The organism is Candidatus Amarolinea dominans (assembly GCF_016704685.1).
In the GTDB taxonomy this organism is placed as follows: Bacteria; Chloroflexota; Anaerolineae; order SSC4; family Amarolineaceae; genus Amarolinea; species Amarolinea dominans.
Map to the genome: position 1 here is coordinate 21,366 of NZ_JADIZS010000017.1, position 14,174 is coordinate 35,539.

At 59.8% G+C, this 14,174-nt stretch carries 6 protein-coding genes; all 6 read right to left on the reverse strand.

Annotation, left to right across the window (positions count from 1 at the left end):
- Window positions 1-155: 155 nt before the first annotated feature.
- Window positions 156-3,416, reverse strand: a complete 3,261-nt coding sequence (locus tag IPF85_RS12545; protein ID WP_343408429.1) for a C25 family cysteine peptidase — start codon at window positions 3,414-3,416, stop codon at window positions 156-158.
- 414 nt (window positions 3,417-3,830) lie between these two features.
- On the reverse strand, window positions 3,831-4,346 hold the full coding sequence (locus IPF85_RS12550) for a helix-turn-helix domain-containing protein (RefSeq protein ID WP_343408430.1): 516 nt from the start codon (window positions 4,344-4,346) through the stop codon (window positions 3,831-3,833).
- Window positions 4,347-4,565: 219 nt separating this feature from the next.
- Entirely contained in the window at window positions 4,566-4,982 is a 417-nt protein-coding gene (locus tag IPF85_RS12555; protein WP_343408431.1) for a helix-turn-helix domain-containing protein, read from the reverse strand.
- Window positions 4,983-5,226: 244 nt separating this feature from the next.
- Window positions 5,227-8,460: a C25 family cysteine peptidase gene (locus IPF85_RS12560; protein WP_343408432.1), complete on the reverse strand. Its 3,234-nt coding sequence runs from the start codon at window positions 8,458-8,460 to the stop codon at window positions 5,227-5,229.
- A 285-nt stretch (window positions 8,461-8,745) separates the two neighbouring features.
- Complete coding sequence (locus IPF85_RS12565; protein ID WP_343408433.1) at window positions 8,746-13,413, reverse strand: SdrD B-like domain-containing protein; 4,668 nt, start codon at window positions 13,411-13,413, stop codon at window positions 8,746-8,748.
- 252 nt (window positions 13,414-13,665) lie between these two features.
- Window positions 13,666-14,064, reverse strand: coding sequence for a hypothetical protein (locus IPF85_RS12570; protein WP_343408434.1), 399 nt, complete (start codon window positions 14,062-14,064; stop codon window positions 13,666-13,668).
- Window positions 14,065-14,174: the final 110 nt, after the last annotated feature.

The window sequence follows — 14,174 nt, forward strand, 5'->3', positions numbered from 1 at the left end:
GGCAGACCGCAAAAAAGGGCAAAGGCGAGTGTCGGCTCGGCCTTACCGACAATCGCCATTTGTCTGTCAGATTACAAAACGATCCAGTGCCTGGTAACGATGCAAGGCCACGATGCGGTACCGATATTACCTCTTTCTAAGACGCAGGCAGGGCGCTAACGTTGCGCAACAGGCAGAAAGACATGGTGCCAATTCTGCGCTTGCGCCGCCGTGGGGCCGTACCAGGTGCTGCCATCGGGGGCAACTGCTTCGATCCAGTAGAACTCGCCGCTGTTTCCAGCCGGATCCAGGGCCACATAGCTGCTGGCGTTGCCCTGGGCTGGAACGATTTCGTTCGTGATCCGGGTTCGCAAGCCATTTGCTGTGGGGCTATTATACACGTAGTAGCCAACAAGGTTCAACTCACGCAGCGAGGTCCATGCCACACGCACCTGGGCGCCCTCCACACTGGCCGTGAACGAACTCAGTCCAACCCCGGTGGGCACGACATAGCCGAAGTTGAGATTGAGCAGGTTCTGACCGGGTGTCGCAATGGCGATGCGGCTGGTCGGCGTGGTCGGAATGAAGCCAGGCAGCGATTGAATCACAACGTTGTAGGTGCCGGGTGGCAACCCATTGATGCTCCACTGCCCGCTGCTGTTACTGAGGGTAGTGGCGACGGTGGCGCCGCCCTGATCGAGAACGGCGATGACAAAGGATTGCAGACCCATCAGTGGGTTTTCGTTGGGTGAGCCATCACCGCTGATGTCGGCCCACACCAGGCCACCCAGATCCGAGGCGCCTGTCGCCACCTGGGTTGTCACCGTGGCGCTGTTATTTGTTGAGCGCCGGTCGGGCGGGTCGCCGCTCACCTGGGCGGTGTTGGTGATGATCGTGGTTGACGTAATCGTGTTGGTGACGGCGCCGTTCAGGGTGATGGTGCGCTGTTCCCCGGCTGCCAGCGCAGCGACGGTCCAGACCAGGTTGCTGCCCGTTTCAAGGATGACATCGCCATGGCTGGCGCTCCAAGCCACATTGCTCAATTCAGAAGGCAGCGTCTCGGTGATGCGCACACCACTGGCGCTCAACTGTCCGGTATTACTCACGGTAATCGTGTACGTCAGCGGCTGTCCTGGCGCTACAGAGCCGGCCGGCTCCACAGATTTGCTGATGCCAAGATCGGCCGCGGGCAACGCCAGGGTCAGCGCAGGGTCGCCGAAAAGGATGTAGTTGTCCAACAGTTCCTTGAATGGGCTGCTGGTATTGAAAAGCTTGAGCTTGCCGGCGGTGGTGGCCGGCCCGAGCTGTAAGATGCCCTGTTCGAAAATAGCCTCATAGAAGCCGGTGTAAAGCTCGGTGTGGCCGGTTGCCACGCCCAGGCCTGTGGGCGACCAACTGGCAATGGCGCCTCGCCCCAGGGTGCGCACGACCGTCTCTCCCTGCGACTTGTACCCGGGCACGATGTAGTACCCTTCGAGGCAGGTCATGGGGAGCATCACCGGCCAGCGTCCGGCGTTGGTCAGCGTCGCCACGTCACTGGTGCGGAAGTAGCGCTCACCGCCCCAGTAGGGAATGGAGGAGTGGCCGTTGTAGTTGACGAACAAGGCGCCGCTGTTGATGCCATTGAGCAGTGCGGTACGCAGGGCGCTGGCGCTGGTGTAGTTGACACGGAAATAGAGCTTGGATTGGGTGAAGGTTGCTGGCAAGATATGATCTGCAACCAGGTTGCTGTGTTCGGAAAAGTTGCCGGCGCCATCGGCGTCGTCGGCTACGAAGATCACACGACGATTCCACGCTTGATCGGGCGCCTGGGCTTCGTAGCTCACGACGCGATCCACCATTTCTTGAGCTTCAGCCACGGTGTTGACCGGGAAGCGTCCCAGGTGCATATCGGGCATCTTGTTATTGTCTACGTCCACGTAGCGATTATCCGCGGCCGTTTCTCCCATGAAGGAATCGCTCATGGCAAGAAAAGCGGGAACAAAGACCTGATCGGGTATTGCACTGAAGCCCTTCGGGTCGTAGGTTGCGTCCCCCATCAAGAGGACGAACTGCGGGCGGGGCTGCCAGTTGTTGTAGGCAAAGGTCAGAAAATCTTTGATCGCTTGCTGGCTCATCAGGCCGAAGCTAAATTCATCATAGATATCCCGCACATCAACCACGGCCGTGGCGTACTGATTGTGACTGGCACGATAATTGGCCAATTGGGTTGCCTGGGCCAGGAAGTCATGGTGCGTGATGACGAGGTAATCGGCGCCATTCGTTAACGCTTTCAGATTCGAAGGGGTGTCCAGGGTGATGCTGAGGGGCGTCAGAAAGGCGGCGTCGGCCAAACTGAGGCAACGGCTGTTCGGCGCCGCGCGCACATCAGAGAATTCCAGGGTAAAGGGTGCCAGCGCTCCGGTGACAGCGGCGTTGACCAGGCGTGTGGGGTGGTTTGCATCGGTCACATCGAAGGCGTGAATGTTGGAGTCCGTAAAACCGCCAATCGCATAAGCCAGCGTGCCGGCGCTATCGGCGTCACAACGGGCCACATCGCTGCGCGCTGCAGGCACATCATGATACGTCAGTTCAAACCAGTCGGGGTAGATTTGGTCCTGAACGCCGCTGCCAACGACCACGGCCGTGGCGGTCACGGTGTTCGTGATCTGCAAAATGGACTGATCGAAGGCGAGGGTGGTGTTACTTAGTTCGTAATCGTCCCAGGAGACGTCGCCAAGCAACGTGCCATTCAGATAGAACGTCACGAGGTGATCGGGATTGACAAACGGGTTCGACCAGACCCCCCGCAGGGCGACATGCAGGCTGGCAGCAAACGATCCGCTGGCCAGGCCGGGTAGGTTCATTGGGTAACTCAGCGTCTGCGTTGGGCAGGTGCTGGGCGTAGAGCAGAGCAGGAAGAAGTAGTTCGACGAATACCAGTGGTCGCCGCCTTCGGTGCTTGGTATTTTGCCATCGTACAACTGGTTGTCCTCGAAATGCATCGTGGTGGCAAAGGCGGACTGCGGCACGCCGCCGGCTGGCGTCACATCGCGTTGGGTCATGCGCAGGCCGTTGGCTTCGCCAAACACGAGCCAATAGGTGTTGATATCGGTGTACAGCGTGTGAACTGGCTTGCCGTAGAAAGCCACATAGTCGCTGGAATCAAAGATCCCGTCGCCCTCACCGGCCACGAAAATGGCAATTTCTGAACCGCCTGCGAAGATTTGCAGTTGCGCCGGGTTGAGTGTGTCAACCGGCAAACCGGCTGTTTGCAAATCGGTGTAGGTTAGCCGATACATACCTTCCTGAGCCACCTGGAGTTTGTAGCTGACTCCGATAGCCGGGGTCGCAGGCTCAACAGGCGCCGTCATGGCCTCAGCGCCGACAGCAACCGGCGCCATCGCACCGATCACAAAACACAACATGAAAATCACATAGGCTGATTTTCGTATCATCTGTAAGTATCTCCAAACAGCGCTCGAAGAGCGGCTCTCTCATGCAGGTAGGGCGTCAATCCGGGGGTCGGCCTGGCTGCTTATGCCTGGTAGCCGGACAATTTAATTGTAGGCTACTTTACCAGTGAAGTCAACGTCTTTACCTTACCTTTGGCTTACAGATCGTTGATTTTGGCAGGTGGCTTGGATAAACTTACAGAAAGAGGTGTCGGTGCTATCGGGGGTCTCGAACACGGACATCGAAGGGGACGGTCAGCGCGAGCCAGCAGGGGCAAGGCGTTGATGCGGGGACGACAACCGCCTGGCGCCAAAGGCTGGCACGCACTAGCGCCTGGGGGTGAAGACTGGCACGCACTAGCGCCTGGGGGTGAAGACTGGCGCGCACTAGCGCCTGGCGGTGAAGACTGGCATGCACTAGCGCATGGCGCCCACGCGCACGCCTTCGAACTCTTCCAGCCAGGCAAACGTAAATGGTGTTCTCCACTCTTGCCGCATGTTGTAGCGCAAACCATGCGACCAGAGAATCAAGCGCACGGTTTCGGCGCTGATGGATGGCACCAATTGCCTTTCTATCAAGTAATCACGCAGTCTTTGCAACGACCAGCGGTCAAATGGAAGCCCTAAGTCACGCGGGTTCTTGCGCGCCGTGGAGAGAACCCGATCGCGGTGTTCTTCGGAAAATACGGGCGGGCGACCGGGCGATTTGCCAGATTGCAGTCCCTCGACCCCATACGCGTTGAAACGGTGAATCCATTTGCGGACGTTGATCGGGTGCAGATTCACTTCGTCGCCGATCTCTGGTACTGAACGCCCCTGGGCCGAGAGCAGTACGATGCGTGCGCGCTGTGCCCAATCATAGGCGGCATGGGAGATTGCGACATCCGCCAATTTTTGACGCTCATTCTCCGTGAGCTTGCGTACAAATAACATGGTTCCTCCTGAGGTTGGGAGCGTGAATTGAAAAGAGATAATCATCTCCTGGTATTTCACATAGTACGAAACTCCATGCCCAAACTCAATAGCGCGGTGGTACCAAGAAACGCTGGAGGGGTTTTGGGCGCCGATCGCTCTGCCCAGATGCCAGGCAACAAGAAGCCCTGCCTTGTGAGCAGGGCTATGGATGGTCGTGAATTGAGGTTAGCGGGTGGTTCAGTCGAGAAGAATTTGACGAACGGTCTCGGCGCTGATTGACCCTACGATGTTGTGCGTCATGAGATGTTCACGGAGGCGTTGTAACGACCAGCGATCGAAAGCCGAACCAACCTCCCTCGGGTTGGCGTGGGCCAAATCGGCGATCTCCTGGCGCTGTGTCTCCGAAAATACCGGCGGGCGCCCCGGTGACTTGCCAGAACGCAGGCCTGCCAAGCCGCGCATATTGAAGCGGTGGATCCACTTGCGCACGTTAATGGGGTGAAGCCTCACTTCTGCACTAATGTCAGGAACCGTCTTGCTGGCCGCCGATAGCAAGATGATGCGTGCGCGTTGTGACCAATCCAGGGAGGGATTGTTGGCCGCTTGGTCAAGAGCCTGGCGTTCATCTGTTTGGAGTTCACGCACGAAAAGCATGGTCCGTACTCCTTTCGTAACCCCTGTAATCTAATACTGTCTGTCTATGTTGTTGAACGATACCAACCGGATTCAGTTTTGACAACATGATTCTATATTATAGCCAAAGCCCTTGTCACGTCAATTTTTCGCTATTCCCGTTGCAGATCGCGACGAAAAAGCCCGCAAAAAACGGGTGGGATCCGTGGATCAACCACCCGTTCATCTCGTTCGTCATGCGGCTTGTTGGGGCCTGCGTGTTTGCTCAGCGGCTAACCAGGGGGATAAACAAATGCTGGCCGCCCGCATAGCCGGCCACCGGGCCTACGATTGTGTTTCCAGGCTGGATTACGAGTCTGTACCAGTAAACCTGACCGGCTTCGACCTGGTCATCCTCCCAGGTAAAACGGCCATCGGGGTGTGTTGCACTGGCAAGCAGCGGGCTGACCGGAACATAGCCGTCTTCCGCCTGCAACGAGCGTTCCACCTGGTACAGTTCATCGCCACGCTGTGAAATCGCCTGCCAGCTGACAAGGATGTTGTCATCGTTGGCGGCAGCCTCGAAGCTGACAATCATGACAGCCGTGGGCTGCAGGAACCCGAAGTACACATCCAGGATCGAGGCGCCGGCCTCCAGAGTTACCGGTACGTGGCTCGGTGTTGTGATTACCAGCCCCTGTGGATCAACGGCTGCGCTGTAGGCGCCTGGGTCAAGCCCGTCCACGCGCCAGGCGCCCATTGGACCCGACGTGGTCAGCCTGACCACCGCCCCGCTGCCGTTCAGGATGGCCACCGGGATGCCGGCGAGGCCCGCAACTTCGTCGCCATCGCGCAGCCCGTTGCCATTCGTATCAACAAAATTGACGCCGCCCAGGCTTCCTTGTATCTGACCAACGGTAACGGTCAGGTCAAAGGCGTTATTTTGCGGGTTTCCGTCGGGATTGACCGATCTGGCCTGCGCCGCCACACTCAGGGGGGTCCCAGGGTTGAGGGTGACGGCCAGGGTGCCAACCACGTAGAGCGTGCCGGTTTGACCAGCGGCCAGATCGCCCAGGGAGTAGGTCAAGGTGGACTGCGCGCCGGCGGAGCGAACCTCGCCCAGGTTGCCCTCTGTGAAGAAATGTCCACCGATCACTTCGGACGGCAGCGTCACCGTCAGTTGGCTGCTGCGGGCCACCAACTGCCCCTGGTTGGCAAAAGCAACCGTGAGAGTAATCATCTCGCCGGCCCTGGGCTGTGTCGGGGTGGCTGTCATCGTGACGTTGGTCTCTGCCCGCGGCATGGGGAAGCGCAGCGCGGGATCCCCAAAGAGATGAAAGGTGTGAACCAGGCTGACCCACTGGGGGGCATTCGACAGGAGATGCTGCTTCGCCAGGTCAAGCGCCACGCCGAGTTCATTGACGCCCTGCTCGAACACGGCGCTTAGAAAACCCTTGTAGAGCCATTGCTGACCGATCGAGGTGCCCCTGCCGCTGCCGGCCCAGGTGGCGACCGCGCCCCCGCCTGCCTGCGTGACGAGCACCTCACTCAGCGCATCATAATACGGAAAGATGAAGTAGCCGACCTCACAGCCCATGGTGGTGATGACGGGCAGGCGGTTACCGTTGACCATGTTGCTGACGTGCAGGGAGCGCAGGAGCGAGCCGCCCCAGGAACGGCTGTCGCCATGACCGGTATAGTTGACCAAGAAACGCCCGTTGTTGACCGCGCCGAGGAGCGCATTGTAGACCGTCTGCGCCGTGGGATAGGAGGCCGTGCCGTAGTAGATGCGATCCACGCTGTATTCCGGGGGAAAATAGGCCAGGCCCTCATCCGACAGCGCCGCAAAATTGCCGGCCAACGGATCGTACTTGTCGGCAACCAACGTGGCTTTGCGCATCCAATCACTGGTGACAGGCGTTGCTTCATAGGCCAACACCTTGTTGACGATCGTGCTGGTTTGGGCCGCCGTCTTGACCGGGAAGCGCCCGATAGCCATTTCTGGCAGGGGATCACTGTCGAAGTTGACGTAGTCATTGTCGGCCGCGGTCTCGCCATTCAGGGCATCTACCAGCGCCAGATAGGGCGGGATGAAGGTCTGATTGCCACGGCCGGCCACGTCCTTGAAATCGTACGTACCGTCACCCACCAGGAGCACATAGCGGGGCGCGGGAGGTGTCCATTGGGAATAGGTGAATTGCAGGAAATCATGTAGGGCTTCGGCGCTCAGCAGGCCGCCGCCAAACTCGTCATACACGTCCTGAACATTGACCACCTTGACCCGCAGACCGGTGGACGCTCGATAATCGGCCAATGGCTGCACGGCGCTGAGGAAATCGGGGTAGCTGATCACGATGTAATCGGCGCCATTCGCGCTGTTGTGCAGGTCGGACGGTGTGTCAGCCTGAATCGCACGCGGCGTCAGCCAGCCGTTGTCGCCGACGGCTACATAGTGCGTCTCGGCGGTGACCACATCGCTGAAATCAAGGGTGAAGGCGCTGCCTGCCGGCTGCACGCGCACCTGGCTGATGGCCTGGGGCGTGTCTGCATTGGTCACATCGTAAACGACAACCTGGCTGCTGCCAAAACCGGTTGCCTGCAGATGCCAGGCGCCGGGACCATCAGCATCGAATTGGAGGCCAGCGCCGGCGCTGGCAAAGGTGCGCTGATAGGTCAGGGTCATGAAATCAACGTAGCCGCTCTCAACCGCCAGCCCGGTGTCGCCAAAGGCCGTGATCGCCACGGTGTTATCACCCCTGAGCAACCAGCCTCCATCGAAGTTGAAGGTCTTGTTGAAAGGCAGGGCCTCATCCCAGGTGGCTTCACCCAGGAGATGGCCGTTCAGGACAACCTGCACATGATGATCGGGCGATACGATGTAGGAGAAGAACTCGCCCTGGTAGGCCACCAGGAGGCTGGCCGCGGCCGCGACGGGGTTGGTTACCGGAAGCGTGAAGGAGATGGTCTGACTGTGGCCGGCTTCAACCGCCCAGCCATCCCAAAACCAGTGATCGGCCTGGTCCAGGAAAGGGAGTGAGGAGCGGTAGAGCAGGTCTTGCTCGAACATCGCTGTGGTTTGGAAGGCTGACGGCGTCGTACCATTCGCGGGGGTACCGTTGCGCACGGCCATGCGCACACCGTCAGTATTATCGTAGGCCAGCCAGTACGTATTCATGGCGCCATACTTGCTGTCGCGCGCCTGCCCGTAAAAACGGATCTCGTCCGTCGGGTCGAAGCGTCCGTCGCTGGCGCCGGTGATCTCGCTGGCAACTTCAACCGCCGGGTAGCCGGAAGTAAGATGCAGATGCTGCGGCGCCAGGTCTGCCACGGGCACGCCGGCATTGACCAGGTCAGAATAGGTGAGGCGGTACATGCCGGTGCGATCCACAGTCACCCGGTATGCGCTGCCAGACTGCGGCGCTGCAGCAGTGACGGGTAGTGGATGAACAACGGCGGTCAGCAAACTCAGCAGGAACGTCGCGGTAACACAGGTTCTGATCCGGTATGTGACTGTGGCCATGAGGCAATCTCCAACAAACGTGAGCGTAGACGCTCGAATCTGGTCACAGTTTAGATGTCGGAACGCCCTTTGACAATGGTACCCCCGGTGTTTTGGTTTTGCCAGCGCGTAGTACCTTTGATGAGCCATGCCCAAGAAAAGGCGTTGCTTGTTTTGTGGGCTGAAAATCAACGGCTGAGGATGCAAACGCCGGGGATGTTGAGGCTCGGATGGTCTGGCGCAGAAAAAAAGACACCCGGAGTTCTTGCGAACTCCGGGTGTATCTAGTTGAAGGCGAGCGCTGTGTTAGCGCCGAATGCCGGGGAAGAACATGCGCGGGGCGATGGTAGGCGCCAGGTGCCAGGGACCAAGAACCTCATCGCCCGGTCGGGTGACCAGCCAGTAGAAGTAGTCCTTGGACGGGATGGCCGAGGTGTCAACGAAGGTGTAGACAGCGCCGGCGCCTTGCACCAGGATCAGGGCGTCGTTGACGCGTTCGCGTTCGCCGTCAATCGCCGGCGCCCGGTAGATGTCGAAGCCATCCACGCCGTTTTCACTCACGGTCTGCCACACCAGGGTGGCGGAGCCGTTCTGCCAGGCGGCGTCGAAGCGCTGCAGGTTGATGCCGGTGGGGCCAATGTAGCCGAAGTCAACCGACAGGTCGCACTGCCCAGCCGTGAGCGTGATGACGCGCGGGCTGGCCGTGGTGCGAATGAAGTTCGGGCTGATCGCAGCCGGCACACTGATCGTGTAGGTGCCGGGCAGCAGGTTGTTCAGACGATAGACGCCCGCTGGGGAGCTGCCGCTCAGGAAGGAGGCGCTAAAGCCGTTGGGGCCTGAGACGATAATGGGCACGCCACTGATACCTGTGGACTCCGCGCAGCTCAGCGGGTTGTTGGGATCGGCGCAGCCATCCTGGGTACCATTGCCGTTGGAATCGGTGTAGATGATGTCGCCCAGGCAGGAGGGGTTCCAAAAACCGAAGTCAATGGTGGTGTTCGTCTGCGCCGGCGCCAGCACCAACGGTGCGATATGCGTGATGGGGTTGCCGTCCGAGTCCTTCGTATCGTCGCCGCCCTGATCTTGCGGGCTGGCGTTCCAACCAATCAAGACACCGGTCGCCGTGACTACTTCGATGCAGTAGTTGCCGGCCGGCAAGTTGGAGAAAGTATACAGGCCGCTGGGGCTGGTCGTTGTGGTGGCCTGCGGCGATCCGGTGCAGGTTGAATTGGGATAGAGACGCACGGTGGCGTTCGCAATGCCCACTTCGCCCCCATCCTGCACGCCGTTCCCGTTGATGTCGTTCCACACGAAGTCGCCGATCTGACCGGGCTTCCAGAAGCCGAAGTCAATGGTCGGGTTATCGGTGCCAGCCGGCAGCGCAATGGCCGGGCTGTTATGGGTGATGGTGTCGCCGTCGGAGTCCTTGGTGTCGTCGCCGCCCTGATCCTTGGGGCTGCTGTTGAAGCCCACCAGGACGCCGGCGCCGGAGAAGTTGGTTCCGACAATCTGTACACAGTAGGTGCCGGGCACCAGGCTGCTGAAGCCGTAGATGCCGCTGGCGTTGGTCGTGGTGGTGCTTTGGGCTGCGCCGGTGCAGGTGCCGTTGGCGAACAGGTTGACCGTGACATTGGCCAGGCCCGGCTCGCCCACGTCCTGGATACCATCGCCGTCATAGTCGTTCCAGACGAAGTCGCCCAGGCTGCTCGGATCCCAGAAGCCAAAGTCAATCGTCGGGTTGTTCGTGCCGGCGGCCAGGCTGATGGCCGGCGACCGATGGGTCACGATGTCGCCATCCGAGTCGCGTGTGTCATCGCCGCCCTGATCCTTGGGGCTGCTGCTCCAGCCGACCAGGACGCTCGCGCCGCTGAAGTTGCCCGAGGCTACTTCGACGCAGTAGGTGCCAGGCACCAGGTTGCTGAAACCGTAGACGCCGCTGGCGTTGGTTGTGGTCGAACTCTGTGCGCTGCCCGTGCAGGTGCCATTGGCATACAGGTTGACGGTCACGCCACTGATGCCCACTTCGCTGCCGTCCTGGATACCGTTGGCATTGACATCGTTCCACACGTAGTCGCCCAGGCTGCTGGGATTCCAGAAGCCGAAGTCAATCGTGGTGTTGGTTGCGCCCGCGGGCACGGTGATGGCCGGCGACCGATGATTGACGTCGCCGTCGGAGTCCTTGGTGTCATCGCCGCCCGCATCCTTGGGGCTGTTGTTCCAGCCGACCAACGGCCCGGCGCCGCTGAAGTTGATGCTGGCGACTTCGATACAATAGGTGCCGGGCACCAGGTTCGTGAAGCTGTAAGCGCCGCTGGCATTCGTCGTTGTCGAGTTGATGGGGCTGCCGGTGCAGGCGCCGTTGTTGTACAGGTAGACGGTCACATTGCTGACACCGGTCTCGCCGCTGTCCTGGATACCGTTGCCGTTGATGTCGTTCCACACGAAGTCGCCCAGGGTGGACGGATTCCAGAAGCCGAAGTCAATCGTCGGGTTGTTGGCGCCGGCGGCCAGGCTGATGGCCGGGCTGTTGTGGGTGACGGTGTCGCCATCGGAGTCCTTGGTGTCATCGCCGCCCTGGTCCTTGGGGCTGCTGTTCCAACCCAAGAGCACGCCCGCGCCGCTGAAGTTGGTGCTATCCACCTGAACGCAGTAGGTGGCTGGGATCAGGTTCGTGAAGGAATACAGACCGCTGGCGTTGGTGTTGGTGGTGGCTTGCGCCGTGCCGGTGCAGGTGCCATTATTATAGAGATTCACCTTGACGTTGCTGATGCCAACCTCGCCGCTGTCCTGGATACCGTTGGCATTGACATCGTTCCACACGAAGTCGCCCAGACTGCTGGGGTTCCAGAAGCCGAAGTCAATCGTGTTGTCGGTTGCGCCCGAAGCCAATGTCACCGGGGCATTGTGTGTAGACACATCGCCGTCGGAGTCCTTGGTGTCATCGCCGCCCTGGTCCTTGGGGCTGGTGTTCCAGCTGACCAGCGCGCCGGCGCCGCTGAAGTTGCTGGCGGCCACCTGCACGCAGTAGCTGCCGGGCAGCAGATTGATGAATTGATAGAAGCCACTGGCATTGGTGGTCTGTGTGGCCGACGGGGTGCCTGTGCAGGTGCTGTTCGCATACAGATTGACCAGCACATTGGGCAGACCGGTTTCGCCGGAGTCTTGAATACCGTTATTATTGAGGTCGTTCCAGACAAAGTCGCCGATCTTGCCGGTCACACGGACATTAGCCGGGTCGGTGTCGGTGACATTCGGGATGTTGGGCAGAGGGGTGCCGCCCGACGTGCTGGGCGTGCCGGTCGCGGTGCCGGTGTTCAGCGTATCCGCGTTGATCACGGCTGTGGCAGAGACAAAGGTCGAGGTTGCGCCGGGCGCCAACGGACCAGGGATGGTGCCGATCGTGCCGGGAATCTTGTCGTCAGTGATGACAATGTTGACCAGGTAGGTGTCGCCGGTGTTGGTGACGCGGTAGCAGTACTTGACCGTGGAACCCATCGGTACGTCCAGGTTTTCGGCGCCGGGGCAGATGCCAGCCTGGGTTGTTACGGTCTTCTCCAACAGGATCGAGGGCTTGACGATAATGACCTGGGTGGTGCTGGTGCTGGGCGGTGGGTTGCGATCATTCTCGTCTTTGGTCGTCGAGGTGATGATATTGGCCGTGTTGAGAACCGGGATCAACCCGTTCGCCACGGCCGCATTGAAGGTGACCGTCACGGTGAACTGCTGACCCGGCATCAGGTCCTGATTGAAACCGTTGGGCGCTACGCCGGTCAAATCGGTCCAGTCAATAGTGCCCAACGGCTCGCTGAAGGTGTTGGGCGTGGGGTTCGCCGTGTTGTAGTTGAGATGCACGGTGTCGAAAGCGTCATGCAGGTGGACAACGGTCAGCTTGGTGTTACCGGTGTTTGCCACGTTGATGCGGAAGGTAGCCTGGCCGCCCTCAAGCACGTAGCTGTTACTGGTGAGGGTCTTGGTAACCTGGACGGTCGGGCAGGCCAGCGGGATTTCCACCGTCTGCGCAATCCATTCCAGCGCTGCGCCGTTGAGGTCCTTGGACTCAACCTGCACCGCCACAACCTTGTCGCCAATCGGTAGGCTGGCGGTGCTGGCGTGGCTGTCCCAGTAATTACCCTGGGCGCCGACGAACGGGTTGTTGGCAATGAGCGTTGCGCCGTAGATGTCGCCTGGAGGCACTACGAGGCCGGAAGAGTACCACAGCGCAGATTCGTTGCTCAGCGGGTTCAGGTTGCCGCCGCCCACGATGGTGTTGAGTTTGACGGTGCGCACGACGGAAGCCGTGTCAAAAGGTCCAACCACCACGGGAATCGAGCCGGCGCCCGCGGGCGGGCCGCTGCGTGTCTGCACCATGTCCATGCCAGCGTAGAGGTAAACTGCCTGGGCGCCGGCGCTGACATCCTTGTAGACGACTACCAACTCGGCGCCTTCGGTCTTCAGGACGGGCGACGTAAAGGCGTTCAAGCCCGCGACCGTGTAGGTGTGGGCGCCAGCCGCAATGAAGCTGGTGACGTCAGCGCGGAAGGCCCAGGCCCACTTGGATGTTTGCCAGAAGGCCGGGCCGCCCTGGTCAATGGCGACAATCGGATTGATCGCCAGGGCGTCGCGCTGGAAGGTGATGTTGGGGTCGCCGCCGCTGGTATCAGTGGAGTCGTAGCCCACGTAGAACAGATAGGCCTGCACTACCGTGGCGGTGGCAGGGATGGTCAACGACATGGCGCCGGAAGTGGCGCCATTGAGACCCACGCCAGCAACGGCTATGGCGTAGTTTGGGTCTTCGCAGGTGCCGGCCTGGTACAAGATATCGAGCGGCGTGTCGGGATTGCCAGCCAATGCAATCGGCGCCGCGGGGAGCAGGAAAAGAGCGCCGGCAAAGGCGAGCACCAGCAGCGTGCGCACCATCAAGGTGAGCGGCTTGCTGGCTGTCTGTCGGTTGGCTGTGTCAATCATTCGATTCATGTGTGATCCTCCTGAAATACGATCTGTGTTGCGGCCCATGCCCATGCACAGAAAAAAACGATACTCTCTTGTCGGGGTGATTGTAACACGGTGGCATACGCCCAACAACTGTTTTTCGTTTACGGTTTGCTTACAAGAACCGGCGTGGGTGATGCAACAGGAGTTGGTACGCGGATTCACAAGGGTGGACACGGATACACGGATAATGGAGTTCGGTCAGCGGAGCTGGTATCTGGGGATGAAAGCCAACTACTAGTGGCGCGCTTCGACGCGGAGTTTTCCCTGTGAACGGCGCAGAAGCGCCTCGGTGCGCGCCATGACCACACGCATGTTGCATGGGTAAGGATAATGTCCGTCAGCGCCCATCTGGTAGACGCGCACGACATCCGCGTTGGCGAAGGCTGAGGTGAGAATGAGCAAAGGCCCTGTCCAATGGGCACGCAGATATTCGCACAGCTCGAACATAGGCGAATCATCGCTGCGCAGTTCAACGACCGCAATTTGACTATCCCCGGCGGCGCGTAAAATATCTTCACGGGGCAAGCTCGCTGTGACAGCTTCCACCAAATATCCCCGGTCGCGATAGGTCTGGATGAGTAATTCCGAAGTCAACGCTGGTTCGGAGCGGATGATGAGAACACGGTTATGCACTGGATGACGCCCTTCCCAATGACCATATGACAGAATATCGGTTGAGGTACGGATTGGCATGAGTGTGGAGGGAATCTGCCTGGTAGCGAGCGAAAGATGTCGTGACATGA

What these genes read in the sequence shown, in the direction of transcription:
- IPF85_RS12545 (WP_343408429.1), bottom strand. Translation starts at nt 3,416, where the DNA reads ATGATACGAAAATCAGCCTATGTGATTTTCATGTTGTGTTTTGTGATC.
- IPF85_RS12550 (WP_343408430.1), bottom strand. Translation starts at nt 4,346, where the DNA reads ATGTTATTTGTACGCAAGCTCACGGAGAATGAGCGTCAAAAATTGGCG.
- IPF85_RS12560 (WP_343408432.1), bottom strand. Translation starts at nt 8,460, where the DNA reads ATGGCCACAGTCACATACCGGATCAGAACCTGTGTTACCGCGACGTTC.
- IPF85_RS12565 (WP_343408433.1), bottom strand. Translation starts at nt 13,413, where the DNA reads ATGAATCGAATGATTGACACAGCCAACCGACAGACAGCCAGCAAGCCG.
- IPF85_RS12555 (WP_343408431.1), bottom strand. Translation starts at nt 4,982, where the DNA reads ATGCTTTTCGTGCGTGAACTCCAAACAGATGAACGCCAGGCTCTTGAC.